This is a genomic window from Streptomyces sp. NPDC093510, from assembly GCF_040683555.1.
Taxonomy (GTDB): Bacteria; Actinomycetota; Actinomycetes; order Streptomycetales; family Streptomycetaceae; genus Streptomyces.
In genome coordinates this window covers 113,426-135,694 of sequence record NZ_JBFBEE010000003.1, presented here as the reverse complement: position 1 = coordinate 135,694, position 22,269 = coordinate 113,426, and the positions used below count along the sequence as shown (strand labels likewise).

General features: G+C 68.0%; 22 protein-coding genes and 1 pseudogene. 14 read left to right on the top strand and 9 right to left on the bottom strand.

All coding sequences use genetic code 11. The features are described 5' to 3' along the window. The first annotated feature begins 177 nt into the window (after positions 1–177). From AB0N81_RS05390 to AB0N81_RS05375, 4 genes are all read left to right on the top strand, one after another. The gene (locus AB0N81_RS05390; protein WP_365356366.1) at positions 178–1,563 is read left to right on the top strand and encodes an MFS transporter; all 1,386 of its coding nucleotides are present in this window, start codon (positions 178–180) and stop codon (positions 1,561–1,563) included. 62 nt (positions 1,564–1,625) lie between these two features. Beyond that, positions 1,626–3,083, top strand: a complete 1,458-nt coding sequence (locus AB0N81_RS05385; RefSeq protein WP_365355896.1) for an MFS transporter — start codon at positions 1,626–1,628, stop codon at positions 3,081–3,083. An 86-nt stretch (positions 3,084–3,169) separates the two neighbouring features. Then, positions 3,170–4,186 carry an aldo/keto reductase gene (locus AB0N81_RS05380; protein WP_365355894.1) on the top strand — a complete coding sequence of 339 codons (1,017 nt, stop codon included), beginning with the start codon at positions 3,170–3,172 and terminating at the stop codon, positions 4,184–4,186. 24 nt (positions 4,187–4,210) lie between these two features. Then, complete coding sequence (locus tag AB0N81_RS05375; RefSeq protein ID WP_365355892.1) at positions 4,211–4,798, top strand: TetR family transcriptional regulator; 588 nt, start codon at positions 4,211–4,213, stop codon at positions 4,796–4,798. A gap of 13 nt (positions 4,799–4,811) precedes the next feature. On the opposite strand, the gene AB0N81_RS05370 is transcribed toward AB0N81_RS05375, so the two are convergent. Next, a complete protein-coding gene (locus AB0N81_RS05370; RefSeq protein ID WP_365355890.1) occupies positions 4,812–5,111 on the bottom strand; it encodes a hypothetical protein in 300 nt (99 codons plus the stop codon). 222 nt (positions 5,112–5,333) lie between these two features. Between AB0N81_RS05370 and AB0N81_RS05365 the strand changes: the two genes are divergently transcribed. The 4 genes from AB0N81_RS05365 to AB0N81_RS05350 all read left to right on the top strand — a co-directional run bounded on the left by AB0N81_RS05365 (position 5,334) and on the right by AB0N81_RS05350 (position 11,728). After that, positions 5,334–5,804, top strand: coding sequence for a hypothetical protein (locus tag AB0N81_RS05365; protein ID WP_365355889.1), 471 nt, complete (start codon positions 5,334–5,336; stop codon positions 5,802–5,804). 915 nt (positions 5,805–6,719) lie between these two features. Further along, the gene (locus tag AB0N81_RS05360; RefSeq protein ID WP_365355887.1) at positions 6,720–8,969 is read left to right on the top strand and encodes a restriction endonuclease; all 2,250 of its coding nucleotides are present in this window, start codon (positions 6,720–6,722) and stop codon (positions 8,967–8,969) included. A gap of 660 nt (positions 8,970–9,629) precedes the next feature. Next, on the top strand, positions 9,630–10,850 hold the full coding sequence (locus AB0N81_RS05355) for a helix-turn-helix transcriptional regulator (RefSeq protein ID WP_365355885.1): 1,221 nt from the start codon (positions 9,630–9,632) through the stop codon (positions 10,848–10,850). Between the two features lie 149 nt (positions 10,851–10,999). Then, positions 11,000–11,728: a hypothetical protein gene (locus AB0N81_RS05350; RefSeq protein WP_365355884.1), complete on the top strand. Its 729-nt coding sequence runs from the start codon at positions 11,000–11,002 to the stop codon at positions 11,726–11,728. 399 nt (positions 11,729–12,127) lie between these two features. Here AB0N81_RS05350 and AB0N81_RS05345 read toward each other — a convergent pair whose 3' ends face one another. The 3 genes from AB0N81_RS05345 to AB0N81_RS05335 form a co-directional block, all read right to left on the bottom strand. Further along, entirely contained in the window at positions 12,128–12,529 is a 402-nt protein-coding gene (locus tag AB0N81_RS05345; protein ID WP_365355883.1) for a hypothetical protein, read from the bottom strand. A gap of 79 nt (positions 12,530–12,608) precedes the next feature. Then, on the bottom strand, positions 12,609–13,256 hold the full coding sequence (locus AB0N81_RS05340) for a class I SAM-dependent methyltransferase (protein WP_365355882.1): 648 nt from the start codon (positions 13,254–13,256) through the stop codon (positions 12,609–12,611). Between the two features lie 83 nt (positions 13,257–13,339). Further along, on the bottom strand, positions 13,340–13,777 hold the full coding sequence (locus AB0N81_RS05335; protein WP_365355880.1) for a hypothetical protein: 438 nt from the start codon (positions 13,775–13,777) through the stop codon (positions 13,340–13,342). Positions 13,778–13,855: 78 nt separating this feature from the next. Here AB0N81_RS05335 and AB0N81_RS05330 point away from each other — a divergent pair, with 78 nt between their 5' ends. Further along, the gene (locus AB0N81_RS05330; protein WP_365355878.1) at positions 13,856–14,776 is read left to right on the top strand and encodes a helix-turn-helix transcriptional regulator; all 921 of its coding nucleotides are present in this window, start codon (positions 13,856–13,858) and stop codon (positions 14,774–14,776) included. Here the strand turns inward: AB0N81_RS05330 and AB0N81_RS05325 are convergent. Then, on the bottom strand, positions 14,709–14,924 hold the full coding sequence (locus AB0N81_RS05325; protein ID WP_365355877.1) for a hypothetical protein: 216 nt from the start codon (positions 14,922–14,924) through the stop codon (positions 14,709–14,711). The two genes, AB0N81_RS05330 and AB0N81_RS05325, sit on opposite strands and share 68 nt — an antisense overlap. A gap of 85 nt (positions 14,925–15,009) precedes the next feature. Continuing rightward, entirely contained in the window at positions 15,010–16,392 is a 1,383-nt protein-coding gene (locus AB0N81_RS05320) for a glycine--tRNA ligase (RefSeq protein ID WP_365355875.1), read from the bottom strand. 165 nt (positions 16,393–16,557) lie between these two features. Between AB0N81_RS05320 and AB0N81_RS05315 the strand changes: the two genes are divergently transcribed. The 4 genes from AB0N81_RS05315 to AB0N81_RS05300 all read left to right on the top strand — a co-directional run bounded on the left by AB0N81_RS05315 (position 16,558) and on the right by AB0N81_RS05300 (position 19,770). Continuing rightward, positions 16,558–17,556 carry a metal ABC transporter substrate-binding protein gene (locus AB0N81_RS05315; protein ID WP_365355873.1) on the top strand — a complete coding sequence of 333 codons (999 nt, stop codon included), beginning with the start codon at positions 16,558–16,560 and terminating at the stop codon, positions 17,554–17,556. Positions 17,557–17,585: 29 nt separating this feature from the next. Continuing rightward, positions 17,586–18,368, top strand: coding sequence for a metal ABC transporter ATP-binding protein (locus AB0N81_RS05310; protein WP_365355872.1), 783 nt, complete (start codon positions 17,586–17,588; stop codon positions 18,366–18,368). Between the two features lie 13 nt (positions 18,369–18,381). Beyond that, entirely contained in the window at positions 18,382–19,272 is an 891-nt protein-coding gene (locus AB0N81_RS05305) for a metal ABC transporter permease (RefSeq protein ID WP_365355870.1), read from the top strand. A gap of 81 nt (positions 19,273–19,353) precedes the next feature. Next, complete coding sequence (locus AB0N81_RS05300) at positions 19,354–19,770, top strand: transcriptional repressor (protein ID WP_365355869.1); 417 nt, start codon at positions 19,354–19,356, stop codon at positions 19,768–19,770. Positions 19,771–19,836: 66 nt separating this feature from the next. Here AB0N81_RS05300 and AB0N81_RS05295 read toward each other — a convergent pair whose 3' ends face one another. From AB0N81_RS05295 to AB0N81_RS05285, 3 genes and pseudogenes are all read right to left on the bottom strand, one after another. Next, entirely contained in the window at positions 19,837–20,658 is an 822-nt protein-coding gene (locus AB0N81_RS05295; protein ID WP_365355868.1) for an isoprenyl transferase, read from the bottom strand. Positions 20,659–20,699: 41 nt separating this feature from the next. Further along, entirely contained in the window at positions 20,700–21,452 is a 753-nt protein-coding gene (gene recO / locus AB0N81_RS05290) for a DNA repair protein RecO (protein ID WP_365355866.1), read from the bottom strand. Positions 21,453–21,505: 53 nt separating this feature from the next. Beyond that, positions 21,506–21,580, bottom strand: a pseudogene (locus AB0N81_RS05285) (DNA repair protein RecO); the annotation flags it as partial. Between the two features lie 137 nt (positions 21,581–21,717). Between AB0N81_RS05285 and AB0N81_RS05280 the strand changes: the two are divergent. Beyond that, a complete protein-coding gene (locus tag AB0N81_RS05280; RefSeq protein ID WP_365355865.1) occupies positions 21,718–22,065 on the top strand; it encodes a hypothetical protein in 348 nt (115 codons plus the stop codon). The last annotated feature ends 204 nt before the right edge of the window (positions 22,066–22,269 follow it).

Sequence of the window (22,269 nt, the reverse complement as noted above, 5' to 3'; positions counted from 1 at the left end):
CAGGCTGGCGCATACCGGAGCCTGTTTCCAGGTGCGTCTGGTACCAGGATAAAGACACTCTGGTACCCCTCTGGCGGCCGGATCATCGTCGTATCCGTGACTCTCACGACGCCCAACACCGACAAGTCCCCCGCCACCGGTGCGGCCGGACCCCCCGAGCCCACTCCCCTGTCCCCCATGGCCCCCCTGACATCCCTCGGCCTCCTGACCCTCCTCCTCGGCGCCTCCCTCTCCAGCATCGACTTCTTCATCGTCAACGTCGCCCTGCCCAGCATCGAGCGCGACCTGCACGCCTCGCCCGCCACGCTGGAGATGGTCGTCGCGGGGTACGCGGTGGCGTACGCCGTGCTGCTCGTCCTCGGCGGCCGGCTCGGGGACACGTACGGGCGCAGGAAGCTCTTCCTGTGGGGCGTGGCCGCCTTCGGCGTGACCTCACTGGCCTGCGGGCTCGCTCCCGGCGCGTGGTGGCTCGTGGGCGCGCGCGTGGCGCAGGGCGCCGCGTCCGCGCTGATGCTGCCGCAGGTCCTCGGCACCATCCACGCGACGACACAGGGTGAGCGCCGCGCCCGGACCGTCGCCCTGTACGGCGCCGTGAGCGGCGTCGCGGGCCTGCTCGGCCAGGCTCTCGGCGGCGCCCTGGTCGCCGCCGACCTGGGCGGCACCGGCTGGCGCGCGGTCTTCCTCGTCAACGTGCCGATCGCCGCGGCGGCCCTGCTCGTCGGGGTGCGCGCGGTCCCGGACAGCCGCGCCGAGCGGCCGGTGCGGGGCGACGTCCTCGGCACGGTCCTGTTCGCCGGTTCGCTGACCGCGCTCCTGCTGCCCCTGACGGAGGGCCGTGCGACGGGCTGGCCACTGTGGTCCGTGCTTCTGCTGGTCGCGGCACCGCTGCTCGGCTGGGCGTTCGGGGCCGTGGAGAGCCGCGCCGAACGCACCGGCGGCAGCCCGCTGCTGCCGCCTTCGCTGCTGCGCGAGCCCGCCGTGCGCAAGAGCCTGGTCCTCGGCCTGCCGATCTTCGTCGGGTTCAGCGGCTTCATGTTCGGGTTCGCGATCGTCCTCCAGCAGGGGCTGCGCTACGGGGCGTTGCAGGCGGGCCTGACCGTGATCCCGATGGGCCTCACGCAGATCCCGGCGTCGATGCTCGTACCGCGCCTGGTACGCCGCTGGGGCACCCGCGCGATGACCCGCGCCGCCCTGGTGCACGCCACGGGTCTCGCGGTGCTCGCCCTGACGGTGCTGTGGGCGCCGTGGCCCGGCCTGCACCCCTTGGCCCTCGCCCCGGGACTGCTCCTGTGCGGTGCCGGTCAGGGCGTGCAGCTCGCCCTCTACTACCGGGTCGCGCTCGCGGCCGTGCCCGCCGCGCGGGCGGGCGCGGGCAGTGGCCTCGCCGCGACCGTGCAGCAGTCGTGCCTGGCGGTGGGGGTGGCGACGGTCGGCTCGCTCTTCCTGGCGCTGATCCCCGGCATCGGCATGCGGAACGCGTTCGTGACGGCCCTCGGGGTACAGCTCGCGGGGCTGCTCGGCCTGGCACTGCTGAGCCTGCGACTGCCGCGCAAGATGGCCTGAACCTGCGTATCGCCCCCGGCGCGGCCCGGCCCGGGGGCCTTTCGGAGAACTACGGTCGAAAGATGCCCGATGAACTCACCCACCGCCGGCGGATGCTCGTCCTCGCGATCTGCTGCACCAGCCTGCTCATCGTCACCCTCGACAACACGGTCCTGAACGTCGCGCTGCCCACCCTGCAGAAGGAGTTCGACGCGAGCGTCTCGGGCATGCAGTGGACGGTCGACGCGTACACGCTCGTCCTCGCCTCGCTCCTGATGCTGGCGGGCTCGACCGCCGACCGGATCGGCCGCCGCAAGATCTTCCTGGCGGGCCTGGTGATCTTCACCCTCGGCTCGGTGCTCTGCTCCGTCGCGCCCAGCCTCGAATTCCTGGTGGTCTTCCGCATGGTGCAGGCGGTCGGCGGCTCCATGCTCAACCCGGTCGCGATGTCGATCATCACCAACACGTTCACCGACCCGCGTGAGCGGGCCCGCGCCATCGGCGTCTGGGGCGGCGTCGCGGGGATCTCCATGGCGGCGGGCCCGCTGGTCGGCGGGGTGCTCGTGGACACGGTCGGCTGGCGGTCGATCTTTCTGGTCAATCTGCCGGTGGGCCTCGCCGCGCTCTTCCTCACGCTGCGGTACGTCCCCGAGTCGCGCGCCCCGAAGCCGCGCCGCCCGGACCCGGTCGGGCAGCTCCTCGTGATCGTGCTGCTCGGCGCGCTGACGTACGCGATCATCGAGGCGCCGCGCGCCGGGTGGACGTCGCCGCTGATCCTCGGCTTCGCGGGCGCGGCTCTGCTCGCCCTCGTGGGACTGCTCCGGTACGAGCCACGCCGCGCCGAGCCCCTCATCGATCTGCGCTTCTTCCGGTCGGTGCCGTTCAGCGGGGCGACGGTGATCGCGGTCTGCGCCTTCGCCTCGCTCAGCGGGTTCCTCTTCCTCTCGACGCTCCACCTCCAGGACGTGCTCGGCCTCGACGCGCTGCACGCCGGGCTGTGGATGCTGCCGATCGCGGCGATGGCGCTGGTCTGCGGTCCGCTGTCGGGCCGACTGGTGGGCTCCCGGGGGCCGCGCGTTCCGCTGCTGATCGCGGGGGTGACGATGACGGTCTCCGGTGTCCTCTTCGCCGCGTTCGAGGCGGAGTCCGCCGACGGGCCGCGCCTGGCCGGGTACCTCCTCTTCGGCCTCGGCTTCGGCTTCGTGAACGCGCCGATCACCAACACGGCCGTCTCCGGGATGCCGCGCGCGCAGGCGGGTGTCGCGGCGGCGGTCGCCTCCACGAGCCGCCAGATCGGCACGACCCTGGGCGTCGCGGTGATCGGCGCGGTCCTGGCGTCGGGCGTCGCGTCGTCCTCGTACGCGGACGACTTCACGGAGGCGAGCCGCCCCGCCTGGTGGATCATCGCGGGCTGCGGGCTCGCGGTACTGGTGCTGGGGGCGGTGACGAGCGGGCGGTGGGCGCGGGAGTCGGCGCGGAGGGCGGCGGAACGGCTGGAGGAGGAGACGCGGCCGGAGGCGGTGCTGAGCCACGGCAGGTGACGACAGACGCCAGACGCCACATGGCAGATGACAGATGACAGATGACAGATATTGAAATCTGTCATCTGTCATGCCATGGTGGAGGCATGCGCACTCTCACTCTCGGAACCACCGGCCCCCGGACCTCCGCTCTCGGCCTCGGCTGCATGGGCATGTCCGCGCTCTACGGAGAAGCGGACCGCACGGAGTCCATCGCGACGATCCACGCCGCCCTCGAAGCGGGCATCACGCTCCTCGACACCGGCGACTTCTACGCGATGGGCCACAACGAAATGCTGATCGGCGAAGCCCTGCGCTCCGCCCCGCCCGCCCGCCGCGAACAGGCGCTGACCAGCGTGAAGTTCGGCGCCCTGCGTGACCCGGACGGCGGCTGGTCGGGTTACGACGGCCGCCCGTCAGCGGTAAAGAACTTCGCCGCGTACTCGCTCCAGCGCCTCGGCGTCGACCACATCGACGTCTACCGCATCGCCCGCATCGACCCCGACGTCCCGGTCGAGGAGACGGTGGGCGCCATCGCGGAGCTGGTCGAGAAGGGGTACGTCCGGCACATCGGCCTCTCCGAGGTCGGCGCCGCGACGATCCGCCGGGCGGCGGCGACGGCCCCCATCTCGGACCTCCAGATCGAGTACTCCTTGATCTCGCGGGGCATCGAGGCGGAGATCCTGCCGACGGCCGCCGAACTGGGCATCGGCGTGACGGCGTACGGGGTCCTCTCGCGCGGCCTGATCTCCGGCCATTTCACCCGCGACCGGAAGCTGGCCGCCAACGACTTCCGCGCGATGAGCCCCCGCTTCCAGGGCGAGAACCTCGACCGCAACCTCGACCTGGTGGACGCGCTGCGGAAGATCGCCGACCAGAAGGGCGTGAGCGTCGCGCAGACCGCGATCGCCTGGGTGCTCGCACAGGGCCCCCGGCACGGCGCGGCGATCGTGCCGCTGGTGGGCGCTCGCACGCGCGCCCGCCTGGACGAGGCGCTGGCCGCCCTGGACGTGACGCTCGACCCCGCCGACCTGGCCGCGATCGAGGCAGCCGTCCCCGCGGACGCGGCGGCGGGCGCCCGCTACCCGGACTCCCAGATGGCACACCTCGACAGCGAGCACTGATCCGTCCCCGGGTACGGTCTAGCCATGGCAGCAACCGCGGCGCCCCTGACCCCCGAGCGCATCCTCGAAGCGACCGAGGAGGTGCTGCGCAGGCACGGCGCGGCCAAGGCCACGGTCGTCGACGTGGCCCGCGCGCTCGGGGTCAGCCACGGCACGGTGTACCGCCACTTCCGTACGAAGACGGAGCTGCGCGGCGCGGTGACGCGGCGCTGGCTGGACCGTACGTCGCAGACTCTCTCCACGATCGTCACCGGCACGGAGCCCCCCGAGGCGAAACTCCGCCACTGGCTGGCTGCCCTCTTCGACGCGAAACAGCACAAGGCCGGCGACGACCCCGAACTCTTCGCCACGTACTCCGTCTTGGTCGACGAGAACAGCGACGTGGTGGACGACCACATCGCGGACCTCACGTCCCAACTCACCACAATCATCCAAGAGGGCGTGCAGCGGGGCGACTTCACGTCCCCCGACCCGGCGCTGTCGGCCCGCGCGGTCTTCGACGCGACGGGCCGCTTCCACGACCCGGCCTATGCCGCGCACTGGTCCCGCCCGGGCATCGAGGCCGCATTCACGGCGGTCCTGGACCTCACACTGCGCGGCCTGCGAACCTGACGCCGGCTACCGGCTACCGGCGTCCCAGCAGCCGAGGATCCACCTCACCCTGTCGCACGATGATCTCCACGACGCCGTTGTCCGGCCCTCCTCCAGCACTGCGGAGAGCACGCCGCACAGCGGCAACAGCGACATCGGCCGCCTCGCCGGGCGCCTCGGCCTCGACCTGCAACGTGCCCCCGACCGAGTAGAAATCACCGGCGTGTCCATGGGAGGTGGCAGTGGGCACGAACTCGTACTCCGGCTCGCTCGGCATCGCACCGAGCATGCCCTTATGAAGAACCGCCCACTCATCGTCCGTGACATCCAGCAACAGCTGAACATCAACTTCCCAGCCCTTGCTCCCGGGGGGGCATACTTCTTCAGATCCACCTACTCGGGGACCGTAACGTCGCGGGTCACACCTCCAGCCTGGGCACGGCCCACGATGGTCACCAACGAGCCGGCGAACTGCCCACTCACACCACTACTCATCAGGACCGAACCCGGAACGGGCAGCCGTTGGCCTGGCCCAGGAACGCTCTACGGTGCATCCATGTGGACGACACTTGCGGCGACCCTCTTAGGAGCGTTCATAGCCACCGGCTCATCTCTACTGATCGAGTCGTGGCGGGACAAGCGTGCCTCAGTTGCCGAGTGGCGACAGGCGCGCCGCGAACTGTACGGATTGTTCCTCACCGAACTTACGAAGGCCCGAGGCGAGTTGTGGACGATCAGCCGAGACGACCAAATGGCGGACCAGGAGCGGGCAGTGGCGGCTCGATCACTCTTCGCCGGATGCTACGAGCAGCGTTATCAGCTCGAGGTCTTCGCACCGCGGAGCGTTGTAGAGCCAGCCTTGGACTACTTTCGCAGCGTGCGCCGACTTCGCGACGCCGTAGGACGTGGCCTGCGTTGGGAAGACACGGAACGCCCGACGCACAACGACGCCGTGGTCCACGCCCTACACGCAACCCGAGAAGCGATGCGCACGGACATGAAGACCGACGCGATGCACACCGAGTGACACTCCTGTGGGCTATACAAACGCGTATCCCACGGACGATCTCAGCTTGGGAAGCTGAGGCGATCTAAGGGTAGTTGAGGATCTGAACTGTGGGGAGCGGCCTGACGACCCTCGATGCCGACGCCTCGTTGCCCGCCGTTCCCCGTGGTTCCCCGCCCAACCTGGCACGGATGTGGCACGGTCCAAGCAGGACGCTAGAGGGGCCAGTATCTGGCCCCTCTCTGAGCGTGTGAGCTCAGTTCTCCGGGCTTTGGCATGGCTGTACCAATGCCGCAGACAAACGGGTGTGACCTGGGGGCGTCAGGTTGGGCCTCTGTCACTGGCGGTCGTCACTGGGCAGTGTTGAGCGGCCTCGGACGACCCAGGGACAGCCCGAAACTCTCGGCTTCTCCGTGCTCTGACCAGCTAGCATCGCGGCGAGTCCAGGGGGATGTGGACTCGCCATGGCAATCGGCCGCAAGAGTTCGCGCCGCATCGTCGTCGACGGCACGACTTACCGCTGGCGCCTGCGCCGCCAGCCCACGTACGACCAGGCGCTCTGTGACAGGCCGTGTACGTACGCCGTGCAGTATGCAGAGGACCCCGGAACGACCTTCGTCGTCACCACGAATCAGCCCCATACCAGCAACTGGTCCGGTTCGCCGGCTGTCGCGGTTCTGCCAAGGGACGCCACCGCCGCTATGGCGTCGGCTCTCTGCCCGGGCTGGTCTCCCACGCAGCCGGGCCCAGCGTTCCACCTGGAGCAGCCCGGAGGGTAGTCACCAGCCACAGCACTTCGTGGGCCGAGCCGCTCTAGCCCCCTTCACAGCACCCGGCATGAGAGGTGGCGAGCTGTGCGATTCCATGGCGATAGGGCCATGGAAGGAGACTACGATCTCTATTCGAGGAACGTGGCACCTTTGGGGGTGGAGAGCTGTGGACCTGCTCGATTTGCGCAAGTTGTCCGATCTGGACTTCGAAAACCTATGCAAGGACATATTCGAGCATATTCTCGACGTAAGGCTTGAGATATTTGCGAGCGGACCCGACGGCGGCATAGATCTTCGATATCTCGGACCGGACCGGAACATCGTAATCCAGTGCAAGCACTGGATGAAGAGCGGACGGGCCAAGCTTGTGAAGCACCTGATTGATAAAGAGCTTCCCAAGTTGGATCAGATCACCCCTCTCCCTATGCGCTACATATTGGCTACATCAGTCGACATGACACCAGGTAGCAAAACTACTATAGCCAGCGCATTCAGCCCATACATCTTGAGCGCCGGGGACATCTTCGGAATTTCTGAAATAACGTCGATCCTGCAGCAAAACCCTAAGATGATTCGTAAGCACATGCGGCTATGGCTGAATGACTCCACGATCCTTGAATCCATGATTTCAAAGAATGTAATTCAGCGCTCTCTGCACCTCGCGGACGATATTAGAGATACGCTGCGCACGTACGTCCCGAGTTCGGATTTGCATTCGGCAATGGACCTCATAGAAGAGAATCACGTAGTCTTGATATCAGGGCCTCCGGGAGTTGGTAAGACGACCATGGCGCAGGTTATCTGCGCCCGCTACGCAGACCGGGGTTTCGAACTCGTTGAGGTTTCCGAGAACATAGAAGACGTGTACAGAGTCTGGCATGACGGGGAACCACAGATATTCATATACGACGACTTTCTTGGTCAAACATCGCTAGACGACAAACTACACAAGAACGAGGACAGCAGGCTCCTGTCCCTGATCCGTAGAATCCGAAAGGACTCGACGAAGCGATTTGTCTGCACAACTCGCGAGTATATTCTTCAACAGGCACGCCAAAGATACGAACGAATGGATCAGGGAGACCTCGACCCTCTCACTCTTACCATCAATCTAGATGACCTGGAGCGCGAGGAAAGAGCGCAGATACTTTATAATCATGTTTACTGGTCAGATTGGCCGATTGCGGCAAAGCGCGTGTTCTCGCAACCCGATGTATACCGGCCAATAATTAGGCACAAGAGTTTCAACCCCAGATCGATCTCCAACCTCTTGTCCGTTCCATTTAATCCCGATCTGGGTGAATCTGGCGACCAAGCGCTGGCCGCACTAAATAACCCGATGGGGCTATGGAGACATCTATTCGACAACCAGCTGAAAGACAGCGACAGGGATGTCCTTTATCTCCTTTTCTCTCTGGGCGGGAAGAGCTCACTTACGACATTGGGTGACGCTTATCTGGAATTCTCGCAGCGAAGCTTGTCTCAGTTCAAAGCCAGCCTAAAAGTCCTCAATGGAACACTCGTGAAGGTGGCCGACGGGGTTACGTCAAATGCAATCGGGGAACAATCCAACAGTCGAATCGAATTCAGCAATCCGTCCGTAAATGACTTCATGCTAGTGAAGTTCTCCGAAGAGCGCGACCTGGTGCTGAAGGTCCTGAAGTGTACCTATTCATTTGATCAAGTGACACTCCTCGCTTCCTACCACGATGCACCACCAGAATCACGGCTGCCGGCCCGACTCAACCTCATGCCCCTTCAGGTAGAGGTTGAGAAGGCGGCTTTGGCAACGCTGGACCGTGGAACCACAACCTCGCAGCCGCAGGCCAGAAGAGTAGTGGAATGCCTGCGCATCGGGAAATCTCTGGGTATCACGAAAGTTCGGAATTGGGCGTTGCGAAAGCTGCGGCAGCCGGGTTTCGTTTATCGCGCCAGTTCCGAAGATGCAATTTCTCTAATTGAGGCAACTCGCACGTCTGGGGACCCGCAAGTCAAGGCACTCCACGACTCAGTGCGGCTGGAAGGCCTGACTTCCCTGTTCAATAAGGTTGGTGGCGACCGGGGCCTCTTTATAGCAGCAGGCCACGCCATGGACCTCGCTAAATACGTGGACGATGGAACTCGCGAAAGCATCTGCCGCCAGGCTGACGAAGCAATTACCGCCCTGCTTCTTCAGTACTCCGAAGATCCTGACGATGTAGAAACCGACCTGATTGACAGTGCGCTTCAATACATTCTGCGCCACGAAGATTACTGGCAAACGAAGTGGCCAAATGCGGAGGCCTTGCTGTCTGACTGGACATCTGAAGAATCAGATGATTATTTCGAGGGTGGCGACGAGGAGCGCGACATCGACCCCGAATATATCGACGGTGAAGCTTACTTGATTATGAATTCCCTGAACCATTTGGAGTAGAACAGCGTCATCGGGCGTCCTGCTCGTCAACCCACCACTCTCCCCAGCTCCCACCCCGTCCGCCGTCGACCCACACGTCTGTGGGGCGGGCGTGTTTCACGGCGTCCAGGTGGAGCGCGCCACTGTACGAACGACCTGGACGCCATGGGCCGCGTCTGCTCGGCTGTGCCTGGGGCGATGGTGGACGGGATGGGAGCTCCCCACGCTCGCCACGATGTGCCTGCGGCTGGGAACGGCGCCCCCTCCATCCCGGTGCTGGCCGATCCCCCGCCGGAGGCATCGTCTGTGACCGTAGGCTGCGTATGCCGGGTGCTCGATTCATGTCCCCGGGGCAATCCATGTGTGGGCGGGCGTCGGCGCAGCCGGGGCGGAGCGGGCCGAAGGCAGGAGCGATGCCCCGAGCGGAGCCGTGGGCCCGCCCGGCGGCGCGGAGCGGCGCCGGGCGCTTGAAACCAGTGAAGAAAGTTGTAACTCAGTCGGTCTGGCCGTGGCCAACAGCCGTTGTCCAAGTGTGGTCCGGCCGCCCTCGGGCGTTTTGGTTCGCCGGACCGCAGCCGACTCTTCCGACCTCGTGGGCCAGTTGGCGGCCCACTTGATAGTCCTCGCGTCCGCATAACCTCTAGCGCTTCGCCCAGTTGGGGAGCGGCGTACCTTGACTGCGTGGGAAACGATGACTTGGGGCGGAACCTGCGGCGTCTGCGTCGGCTGGCGTCGTTGACGCAGGAGGACTTGGCTGAGCGCTCCGGCGTGTGTGTGGACGTGATTCGGCAGCTTGAGCAGCGGCGGAAGCATTCGGCCAGGTTGCCCACGTTGCACGCGCTGGCGAACGGGCTCGGTGTGGAGCTGACGACGCTTCTCGGGGACCCGCCTGCCGTCTCCTCGACGGGGGAGAACGACGGGCCCCGCTTCGTGGCGGTGCGGCGCGCCATCATGCCGGCGCTCGGGGGGCCGGAACCGGAGCCGCCGGGGCCCGGCTTCTCGCTCGACGTCCTGCGCGAGCAGATCGCGGAGGGGTGGACGCAGTACCACGCGGCCGAGTTCGACGCCGTGATGAAGGCGCTGCCCGACATGATCGCGGATGCGCGCGCGGCCAGCGTATGGGGCGAGGGGGGTGCGGACGGCCGGAGCGCCGGGTTTGCGGCGTTGGGGAAGGCGCTTCAGCTCGCTGGGCACGTTGCCGTACGGATGGGAAAGACCGACCTCGCGCTCGTCAGCCTGGAGCGGGCCATCGACGCGGCGGACCGTTCCGCCGACCCCTTGCTGCGGCCCATAATCGTCAACTCCGTCGCGTGGACCTATCAGCGACAAGGCCGACTCGGTGACGCCCTGAACGTTGCCACGCGTGCTGCGGACGCCATCGCCGTTGGTGGTTGTACGGAGAGCGCCGACGGCCTGAAGGTCTGGGGCGCGCTGACCATGTCCGCGGCCACATCCGCCGCGCGCAGCAACGACTATGAGCGAGCGGCAGAGTTGATGGAGCACGCCGAGAAGGAAGCCAAGAGGGTGACCAAGTTGCCGCCGGGCAGCGACAGCCGCATGGTCAGCGTGTTCAGTCCCTCATCGGTGCGCATCGAGCGCGTCCGGCTGGCCGTTCAGTACGGCCACCCGCAAGAAGCCCTGACGCTGGCCAAGGACATGCGTCTTGGCAAGGACGTTCCCGCGTCCTGGCGGACCTGGCTGCTGTTGGATGTGGCCCGGGCCCACACCGACCTCGGCGATGCGGTCGGCGCGGTGAAGGCCCTGGAGTCGCTCCACCGCGTGTCGCCCTCGTGGATGCAGCACCACACTCTGGCCGTGGCCATCGTGCGGGATCTGTGGGCGCTCCCTCATCATCCGCCGGGGCTCCGGCAGTTGGCAGAGCTCCTGGGCGTCGCCGAATAGCGCCGACCGAGTGGCGTCGCTGAATAGCGTCGCGAAAGTAGGGTGCCACGTCCCTGTCACGCTGTGTGGCGGGCCGATTCCATGAGTGGGTCAGCGCTCGGCGGTCGCGTGAACGGTCCCCGGGCACGGCCGACCAGCAAGGAGTCGACGTGGACGCCAAGACCAGCCGATCGCCGATCACGGAAAGCACAGCCCCAGCACCGGCCCCATCCCCAGCCCCGGCCGCGGCCGCGACCCTGAGCGCATGGTTCGCGCACAGCCGGCTTGCCTCCGAGCAGGCCTGCCGGGAGTGGGCGGAATCCGGTGTGGCGCTGTTGCCGCTCGGCGGCCGGTTCGATGCCGTCCGCCTTCCCGAGGCGTTGGTGCAGGCGGCCCTCGGAGTCATCGCTCGGCAGGCGGTGGCCGCCCGCCTCGCCTGGCTCGTCGAGGGGCCTGTCGTCTACGACGGCCGCACATTGGGTGGCAGTTACTACGCCCTGATGAAGCCGTGCCGCAGTCGTGTGTGGAAACACCAGGACTGCGCGCCGCGTCTGAGCCGCGGGACCTACCTCGGCGTGCCGAGGCTCGACCGCACGGAGCCGCCCGGCCCGTACTGGATCGTGCGGCCGCGCTTCGCGGGCGACCTGTGCGAGCCCGCCACCGTGGCGGCCGTCATCGGCCTCGGGCAGAGCACGGACGGCGGAGATCCGGTGGCGAGTGCGTCGGCGTCGGTTTCCACAGCTCGCCGCCGTGTGGAGCTCGTCTACCAGAGCTATCTCGCACATCTGGACCACTGCGCCCCATGCCAGACAGAGACAGGCCCATGCGCCGACGGAGAACGGATGCGGCGTGCACTTCGGGCCGTACGAAGGGCCGACTCGGGAGCAGATACGTTCTGAGCCGGTCGGCCGTTGAGTCAACACTCCGAGTCCGACTGGCGACGTCGGCCAGGTCTCACCGACCGGCCCACCCGTGCAGGAAACAGAAAACCCCCGGGCCCAAGACCCAGGGATACAACAAGAGCGGGTGACGAGAATCGAACTCGCACTCTCAGCTTGGGAAGCTCAGATGATCTAGGGCTGGATACGTCGCTGGCCTATGGGGTTCCCCGACCCACCTGGCGCGGGTCTGGCACGCCGAGGCGGTGGTTCCTGGCTGCTTGAGTCGGCCGCCGAGATCGCCAGGCTGTCTTCGTGACCACCGATGCCGGCCGCCGTCACGGCGAAGTACGAGTCCATGGGCATCCTGGACGGCGGCCCCCGCTTCACGCCCGGCTTCGCCACCGCCGGGCAACGGCGCTAGTTGAAGGCACGGCGCAGCGCCAAGGTCGGGTCGACCTCGGGGAAGGTATGCCGGATCTCGCGGTCAGCCAGATCGATCAGCAGTTCAAGCGCGCCCGGCGCCGCGCCGTGCACCAACTCACGCAAGTAGTCGTCGAGAACGGCGACGTCATGAGGCAGCGTTACGTCTTCCAGCAGAGCGACGCCATTCGTCTTGTAGGGCGCCGGCGACAGGCCCACCTCCTCCGGATGGACGCACACGGGCACGCCACGCAGGGTGTACCTGTGCCCGTCCTCAGGGTTGAAGGGGCATTCACGTGACGGGCGCTCGACCACCTCGAAGTTGCCCGACGGGAAGCGGCGCGAGGGGCAGATGCCGCAAGCACGGTGGCTGTCACCGGTGATGAAGGCCTCAGCCATGGCGGCAGCATAGCGTCGTCGGCCCGCTGCCCCGGCCCGCTGCCCCGGCCCGCGCGCCCGGACCGGGGCAGCGCCCCGTCTACCCCTTGCGCAGCAGTACGTTCCCCCGACGGAACCGCTCCCCCTCCCCCGGCTCACGCAGCATGCGGCCCAGTTCGGTGAAGCCTGCCTCGCGGGCCAGGGCAGCCAGGGCGTCGATCGGCCAGCGGTAGGCCGTTGTCACCTTGTGGTCGAAGGGAGTGAGCGGGGCGCCCTCCGACTCGAAGAAGGCGAGCAGGAGGTGGCCGCCGGGGGCGAGGACGCGGTGGAACTCGGCCAGGTACGCGGCCACATCCCGCTCCGGGGCGTGGATCAGCGAATACCAGGACACCACGCCGCGCAGCTCGCCGTCGGGCAGGTCGAGGGCGTCCATGGAGCCGACCTCGAACCGGATGTCCGGGTAGGTCTCGCGGGCCAGGTCGATCATCGCCGGGGACAGGTCGATGCCGAAGGCGTCCAGGCCCAGGTCGCGCAGGAGAGCGGTCACGGGGCCCGGGCCGCAGCCCAGTTCGGCGACGGGGCCGGGGCCCTCGGCCCGTACGTGACCGGCGAACGCCGTGAGCATCGCGTGGTCCAGGGAAGGGCTGCGGAGGTCGTCGCGGGCCAGCCCGGCGTACACGGTGGCGATGGTGTCGTAGGCGTCTGCCGTCTGGGCGAGGTGGGTTGCAGGAGTGGATGAAGTAGTCACGGGCGGACCCTAGGGGGTGCCTCTGACATCCGTGTGCCCCGCCTCCCCTACAGCCCCTCCTCTCCCCTACAACCCCACCTCCCCTACAGCCCCTCCTCCGTCGGCCTGTGCTCCACGTATTCGATGACTGTGCCGTCGCGGTGGCGGGCCGTGAAGCCCGAGCCCGTGGGGACCTTGGTCAGGGGCTCCGTGATCTCCCCGCCCTCCGCCGCCAGGCGGGTCAGGTACGCCTGGGCCGAGTCCACGAGCAGCGTGCCGTCAACGGCGCGGAAGGGGGCCAACGTTTCCTCCGTGCCCTCGATCAGGAGGAACGCGCCGACCACCGCCAGACTCAGCCCCTTCTCGGGGTACGTGAACCACATGTCCCGTTCCGTGCCGAGCAGGCGCTCGTAGGACGCCGCCAGCGTGTCCAGCGTGCCAGGGCCCGTGTAGACGCGGATGAAGGGGCGGGGTGCGGCGAGGCCGGAGGAGTCGTTGCGGTGGCGCCACATGGTGGGGGTTTCCGTCATGGGTTCCGTCATGGGTTCAGCCTCGGGCCCAGCGGGCACCGCAACCAGACAGGCGTTCATGAGGGTGACTCCAGGTCATACGCTGGGCGCATGGCGACCACGACGGTGAGCACGACGGCGACCAGCACGGCACCCACGCGCCTCAGTAAGGGACTTGGCGGGTTCCTGCGCGCCCACCGCGAGCGGCTCTCCCCCGGTGACGTCGGCCTGCCGCACACCGCGCGCCGCCGCACCCCGGGGCTGCGCCGCGAGGAGGTCGCCGCGCTGTCCGGCGTCTCCGTCGCCTGGTACACCTGGCTGGAGCAGGGGCGCGTGGACACCTCCCGGCAGGTGCTCGACGCCGTCGCCCGTGCCCTGCGCCTCGACGACGCCTCCCACCGACATGCCCTCGCCCTCGCCGGGTTCGCTCCCGGCGCCACGGCCCCGCGTGCCTCGTACGACCCGAACCTCCGCGCCCTGCTCGACAGTTGGCCCGGCAGTCCGGCGCTACTCCTCGGCCCCGCTTACGACATCCTCGCCTGGAACCGCGCGTACGCCGACGTATGGCCCGATCCCGCGAAGATTCCCGAGGAGCGGCGCAATCTGCTGCTCCTGCTCGTCGCGGACGCACGGCACCAGCGGGTGCTGCCCGGCTGGGAGTCCGTCGCCGTGGACCTCTACCGGCACCTGCGCACCCGCGCGGACCGCCGCCCCGGGGATGAGGGCTTTCGGCGGCTCACCGACCGACTTGCGACCGCGCGGCCCGACCTGGACGACTGGTGGGCCTGCCGGTCGGTCGGCGACTTCGCTCCACGGACCGTCGAGATCACGCCACAGAACGACCGCACGTCCCACCCGTACGCCATGAACCTGCTGCTCACCCCTCAGCCACAGGACACCACCATCCTCGCGATGGCCCCTGTGGCCCCTGTGGCCCCTGTGGCCTCTGTGGCCTCTATGGCCCCTACGACGCCGGAGCCGACGGGTCCACCGTCGCCTGGTGTTCCTGCGTCAGGTGTTCCTCGGCCTTGAGCCACGGCAGGAACTGCGCCTTCCTGCGCCAACCGCAGGTCACACAGCTCAACTGCCGCTGCATGCCCGCCTTCTGGACCTCGACGACGTGCTCGCGCCCGTGCTGGTCCCATCGTCTTACCCTGCTCGTGGTCGTGGGGGTAGGCATGCGCCTCAGTGTGCACGGAAGCCCCCGGTTCCATAACCCGGAACCGGGGGCTTCCCGCAGTCTCACCCGATAAAAACGTCAGGCGTCAGCAGCCCACGAGACGCGTCGCGAGGTAGCCCTCGATCTGGTCGAGGGAGACGCGCTCCTGCTTCATCGTGTCGCGCTCGCGCACGGTCACCGCGTTGTCGTCGAGGGTGTCGAAGTCGACCGTCACGCAGTACGGCGTGCCGATCTCGTCCTGGCGGCGGTAGCGGCGGCCGATGGCGCCCGCGTCGTCGAACTCGATGTTCCAGTTCTGGCGGAGCGCGGTGGCCAGGCCCTTGGCCTTCGGGGACAGCTCCGGGTTCCTCGAAAGAGGAAGGACCGCGACCTTCACCGGCGCGATGCGGTGGTCGAAGCGCATGACCGTCCGCTTCTCCATCTTGCCCTTGGCGTTCGGCGCCTCGTCCTCGAAGTAGCAGTCGAGGAGGAAGGCCAGCATCGTGCGGCCCACACCGGCCGCGGGCTCGATGACGTACGGGGTGTAGCGCTCGCCGGCCTCCTGGTCGAAGTAGGACAGGTCCTGGCCCGACGCCTTGGAGTGCGCGGTCAGGTCGTAGTCCGTGCGGTTGGCGACGCCTTCCAGCTCGCCCCACTCGCTGCCGCCGAACCGGAAGCGGTACTCGATGTCAGCGGTGCGCTTGGAGTAGTGGGAGAGCTTCTCCTTCGGGTGCTCGTACCACCGCATGTTCTCCTCGCGCAGGCCCAGGCCGGTGTACCAGTTCCAGCGCTGCTCCATCCAGTATTCCTGCCACTTCTCGTCCTCGCCCGGCTTGACGAAGAACTCCATCTCCATCTGCTCGAACTCGCGGGTCCGGAAGATGAAGTTGCCGGGCGTGATCTCGTTGCGGAAGGACTTGCCCATCTGCGCGATGCCGAAGGGCGGCTTGCGGCGCGAGGTCTGCTGGACCTGGCCGAAGTTGGTGAAGATGCCCTGCGCGGTCTCGGGGCGCAGGTAGGCGACGGAGCCGCTGTCCTGCGTGGGGCCGAGGTGCGTGGCGAGCATGCCGGAGAACTGCTTGGGCTCGGTGAACTGGCCCTTGGTGCCGCAGTTGGGGCAGTTGACGTCCGCGAGGCCGTTGGCCGGCGGGCGGTTGTGCTTGGCCTCGTAAGCCTCTTCCAGGTGGTCGGCGCGGTGGCGCTTGTGACAGGAGAGGCACTCGGTGAGCGGGTCGGAGAAGGTCGCGACGTGGCCGGAGGCCTGCCAGACCTCGCTCGCCAGGATCACCGACGAGTCGATGCCGACGACGTCCTCGCGCGAGGTGACCATGTAACGCCACCACTGGCGCTTGAGGTTCTCCTTCAGCTCGACGCCCAGCGGTCCGTAGTCCCAGGCGGCGCGCTGTCCGCCGTAGATCTCACTGCAGGGGAAAACGAAGCCACGGCGCTTGCTCAGGCTGACGATGGTGTCGATCTTGTCGGCGGCCACGGTGCTCTCTTCATTACGACGGCGGACGAAGCATGGTTAGGCGCTTCGGGAGCGAATGCTTCAGGTTACCGGCGGCCTTACCCCCCTAATCAAATCGGTTCCCCGCACACCCCCGCACCGGGGCCTTGTTGACAATCGTTTCCACATTTGTTGAAAATGAGTGTCATGAACGTACGACGACGCCTGATACCCACCGCCGCCCTCGCCTCCGCCACGGTCCTCGGCCTCACCGCGCTGACCGCCTGCTCCACCTCCGCCGCGGACGACAAGGACGGCAAGCTGGACGTGGTGGCGTCGTTCTACCCCATGCAGTACCTCGCGGAGCAGATAGGCGGCGACCACGTCTCCGTCACCACCCTCACCGGCCCCGGCCAGGAGCCGCACGACCTCGACGTCTCCGCCAGGCAGCGCGGTGAGCTCGAAGAGTCCGACGTCGCCCTGTACCTCAAGGGCCTGCAGCCCGCCGTCGACGACGCGATCAACCAGTCCGGCATCAAGACCAAGGTCGACGCCGCCTCGCTGACCAGCACGGAGAAGCACGGCAACGAGGTCGGCGGGCACGCCGACGAGCACGAGGAACACGAGGAAGAAGGCCACGAGGAGGAGGGGCACGAAGGCCACGGCCACGGGCACTCCCACGAAGGCGCCGACCCCCACATCTGGCTCGACCCGGTGAAGTACGCCGAGGTCGCCGAGGGCGTCGGCAAGGCCCTGGAGAAGGCCGACCCGGACAACGCGGCGACGTACAAGAAGAACACCGCGAAGCTCGTGAAGAAGCTCGACGGCCTGGACGCGTCCTTCGAGAACGGCCTGAAGAACACCAAGAGCAAGGTCTTCATCACCACCCACGCCGCCTTCGGCTACCTCGCCGAGCGCTACGGCCTCACCGAGGAGGCCATCAGCGGCCTCGACCCCGAGGGCGAGCCCAGCGCCAAGCGCGTCAAGGACCTCCAGAAGATGGCGAAGGCCGACGGGGTCACCACGGTCTTCTACGAGACGCTCGTCAGCGACAGGACGGCGAAGACCCTCGCCAAGGACGCGGGCCTGAAGACCGATGTGCTCGACCCCGTCGAGGGCATCACCGACGACTCCAAGGGCGACGACTACGTCCAGGTCATGGAGTCCAACCTCAAGGCCCTTCAGAAGGCCCTGGGCGCCAAGTGACACCCCCTGCGGTTACGGAGGCACGAGCCATGAGCACCCACGACGACACCGGCGAAGCCGTCATATCCCTGCGCAAGGTGACGGCCGAGCTCGGCTCGCGCCCCGTGCTGCGCGGCATCGACCTCACCGTGCGCCGCGGTGAGGTCGTCGCCCTGCTCGGCGCCAACGGCTCGGGCAAGTCCACCGCCGTACGCACGGTCATCGGGCAGGTCCCCGTCACCGGGGGCGACGTCGAGATCTTCGGCACCCCTCGCCGCCGCTTCCGCGACTGGGCCCGCGTCGGGTACGTCCCGCAGCGCACCACCGCCGCGGGCGGCGTACCCGCCACGATCACCGAGGTCGTCGCCTCCGGGCGGCTCTCCCGCGCCCGCTTCGGCATCATGCGCAAGGCCGACCGCGAGGCCGTCGCCCGCGCCATCGACCTGGTGGGCCTCGCCGACCGCGCCAAGGACTCCGTCAACGCGCTCTCCGGCGGCCAGCACCAGCGGGTCCTCATCGCCCGCGCCCTGGCCTCCGAGCCCGAGCTGCTGATCATGGACGAGCCGATGGCGGGCGTCGACCTGGCCAGCCAGGAGGTCCTCGCGGCCACCCTGCGCCAGCAGGTCGCGGCCGGCACCTCCGTCCTCCTCGTCCTGCACGAGCTCGGCCCCCTGGAGCCGCTGATCGACCGTGCCGTGGTCCTGCGCGACGGCTGCGTCCTGCACGACGGGCCGCCCCCGCACGCGGTCGGGCAGCACGCCCTGCCCGGCCACGACCACGTCCACCCGCACACCGCCGACGCGGAGCCGGTCCGTACCGGCCTGCTCACCTGAGGACGCAAGAGCCATGGAACTCCTCAATTACGCCTTCATGCAGCGGGCGCTGCTCGCCGCCGTCCTGGTCGGCATCACCGCGCCCGCCGTCGGCATCTACCTCGTCCAGCGCCGCCAGGCCCTGATGGGCGACGGCATCGGCCATGTCGCGATGACCGGCGTCGGCCTCGGCTTCCTGCTCTCCGCCTCTCCGGTGTGGATGGCGACGGCCGTCGCGATCGTCGGCGCCGTCGTCATGGAGCTGATCCGCTGGTACGGCAAGACGCGCGGCGACATCGCCCTGGCGATGCTGTTCTACGGCGGCATGGCGGGCGGCGTCATGTTCATCAACCTCGCCCCCGGCGGCTCGAACGCGAACCTCCAGTCGTACCTCTTCGGCTCGCTCTCCACGGTCTCCGAGGAGGACGTGACGGCGATCTGCCTCCTGGCCGCCTTTGTGGTCCTCGTCACGGTCGGGCTGCGGCGTCAGCTCTTCGCGGTCAGCCAGGACGAGGAGTTCGCCCGCGTCACCGGCCTCCCGGTGCGCGCGCTGAACCTCCTGACGGCGGTGACCGCCGCGGTCACCGTCACCGTCGCCATGCGCGTCGTGGGCCTGCTCCTGGTCTCCGCGCTGATGGTGGTGCCGGTGGCGGCCGCGCAGCAGCTCACCAAGAGCTTCGCGGTGACCTTCGTGGTCTCGGTGGCGATCGGCGTCGCCGTGACCATCGGCGGCACGGTCACCTCGTACTACCAGGACGTGCCGCCCGGCGCGACGATCGTGCTCCTGACCATCGGCGCCTTCATCGTCCTTACGGTGCTCGCGACGCCGCTGGCCAGGCGCAGAGCGCGGGCCGCGGCCGCCGCGGAGGCGGCCGGCGATCCCGCGGAGTGCTCGGTACCGGCACAGCCGGCGGCCAAGGCCTGACCTGTGTCCGACCTGTGTCCGGGCCGACCTGGCACAATGGCCCGGCAGGCCCAGACCAGAGCGTGACGCGAGGAGGCAACCGTGGGAGCCCCGGTTCGAGGCAGGTCGACCCGCCAGCGTGCGGCGGTGGCCGCGGCACTCGACGACGTGGACGAGTTCCGCAGCGCCCAGGAGCTGCACGACATGCTCAAGCACAAGGGCGACTCGGTCGGTCTGACCACGGTCTACCGCACCCTCCAGTCCCTCGCCGACGCCGGTGAGGTCGACGCCCTGCGCACCAACGAGGGCGAGACGGTCTACCGCCGCTGCTCGACCGGCGACCACCACCATCACCTGGTCTGCCGCGTCTGCGGCAAGGCCGTCGAGGTCGAGGGTCCCGCGGTCGAGAAGTGGGCCGAGGCGATCGCCTCGGAGCACGGCTTCGTGAACGTGGCGCACACAGTGGAGATCTTCGGCACGTGCCAGGAGTGCGCGAGCCAGGAGTGCGCGAGCAAGTAGTCGTACGTACGTGAAGGGGCCCGCACCGTCGCGCTGACGGTGCGGGCCCCTTCGCCGTTCACAGGTCTAACTGTTGGCGATCTGCTCCTCATTGGGGATCGCGCCGCCGAAGCGCCGGTCCCGGGAGGCGTACTCCAGACATGCCCGCCACAGGTCGCGCCGGTCGAAGTCCGGCCACAGGACGTCCTGGAAGACCATCTCGGCGTAAGCGCTCTGCCAGAGAAGATAATTGGAGGTGCGCTGCTCGCCGCTCGGGCGGAGGAAGAGGTCGACGTCCGGCATGTCCGGGTAGTACAGGTACTTCGCGAACGTCTTCTCGTTGACCTTGGACGGGTTGAGCCGGCCCGCCTTCACGTCCTCCGCGATGGCCATGGCCGCGTCCGCGATCTCGGCGCGGCCGCCGTAGTTCATGCAGAAGTACAGGGTCAGCTTGTCGTTGTCCTTGGTCTGCTCCTGGGAGATCTCCAGCTCCCTGGCGACCGACTTCCACAGCTTGGGCATCCGGCCCACCCAGCGCACCCGCACGCCCAGGTCGTCGAGCTGGTCGCGGGTCTTGCGGATGAAGTCGCGGTTGAAGTTCATCAGGAACTTCACCTCGTCCGGCGAACGCTTCCAGTTCTCCGTGGAGAAGGCGTACAGCGAGATCGCCCCGACGCCCATCTCGATGCTGCCCTGCAGCACGTCGAGGACGCGCTCGGCGCCGACCTTGTGCCCTTCGGTGCGCGGGAGGCCGCGGTCCTTCGCCCAGCGTCCGTTGCCGTCCATGACGATCGCCACGTGCTGCGGGACCAGCTCGCCGGGGATCTTCGGCGGTCGCGCGCCCGAGGGGTGGGGCTCGGGCAGCTGATACTCACGGCGGGACCGTCCGAGGATTCCGCGTCGTGCCATGGGGGCTCTCTCTCCTACCTAGCTGTCCTGCACGTGACTGCTCACGTGCCTTTCTCTACGTACCGCAAGGAGCGCAGTCCGCGCTCCAGATGCCAGTGCAGATAGGCGGAAACAAGCCCGCTGCCCTCCCTGGCGTGCCGCGCCTCGCACGCGTCCGCCGTCTCCCAGTCGCCGGTGAGCAGCGCGCCGAGCAGCGTGAGCGTCTCCGCCGAAGGTACGACGCTGCCGGGCACCCGGCAGTCGACGCAAATCGATCCGCCCGCCGCGACCGAGAAGAAGCGGTTCGGTCCCGGCATGCCGCACTTCGCACAGTCGGTGAAGCTCGGCGCGTAGCCGTTCACGGCGAGGGAGCGGAGCAGGAAGGCGTCGAGGACGAGGTGCGGCGCGTGTTCGCCGCGCGACAGGACGCGCAGCGCGCCGACGAGCAGAAGATACTGCTGCACGGCGGACTCGCCCTCATGGTCCGTGAACCGCTCGGCGGTCTCCAGCATGGCCGTCCCGGCGGTGTAGCGGGCGTAGTCGGTGACGATGCCCCCACCGTACGGAGCGATGGTCTCGCTCTGCGTGCACAGTGGCAGCCCGCGCCCGACGAGCTCACTTCCGCGCGCGAAGAACTGCACGTCGACGTGGGAGAACGGCTCCAGCCGGGCCCCGAACTTGGACTTGGTCCGCCGCACACCGCGGGCGACGGCACGCACGCGCCCGTGACCGCGGGTAAGTATGGTGATGATGCGGTCCGCTTCACCCAGCTTCTGGGTGCGCAGCACGATGCCGTCGTCCCTGAAGAGACTCATCGCGCGCCCCCTCGGGTGTCCGGCCGGGAGTACGGGGGTCGTCCCCCGGGAGACAGCAGCATGATGCGGTCCGCTTCACCCAGCTTCTGGGTGCGCAGCACGATGCCGTCGTCGCGGAACAGACTCATGGGGTCCATTCTCGCGTACGCCAAGGGGTCGCCGGGCCCGGGTGGCCGACCGGGGCCCGTTCGCCGCGTATGCCCTCTGCGTCCCGCGCCTTAGAGGTAGCGTACGAAGAGCTGTCCCATCCGCCCCGGAGGCCCCCGTGAGCGCACAGCCCGACGAGCCCTACGGGCCGCTGATCCCGATGCCCGAGCTGACGCCCGACGCGCTGCGTGCCGCGGTGTCCAGGATCGCGCCCAGCCGGGTCCCGGCACTCACGCGGCACCTGTTCGAGGCGACGACGAACGCCCAGCAGACGCAGAGCCTGGCCCCCCTGCGCGCCTTCGTCCACTCGTGGGCCGTCTTCGTCGCGATCGAGCGGCATCCGCAGCGCGCGGCCCGCCTGCGCGAGCTGGAACGGCTGGTGAACGCGGCGGAGCAGGACCCGACGGAAGCCATCGCCGAGATCCGCCGCATCCGGGACGACGCGGAAGCGGAGGCCGGTCTGTGACCGACTGGTCCTGGGACTGGAACCCGAGCGAGGAGTACCTCACCGACGGAGTCCCACCCGGCGTCGTCGCCTAGGTCGAGCGGCTGGCAACCGAGCTCGCCGCGCTCGGGCGGGATTCGGCCGTCGTCGGCAGGCCCACCGACCGTGAAGGCGGTCTGCGTGAGTTCGACTTCCTCGGTGGGCGCGGGTTCATCAACTTCCTGC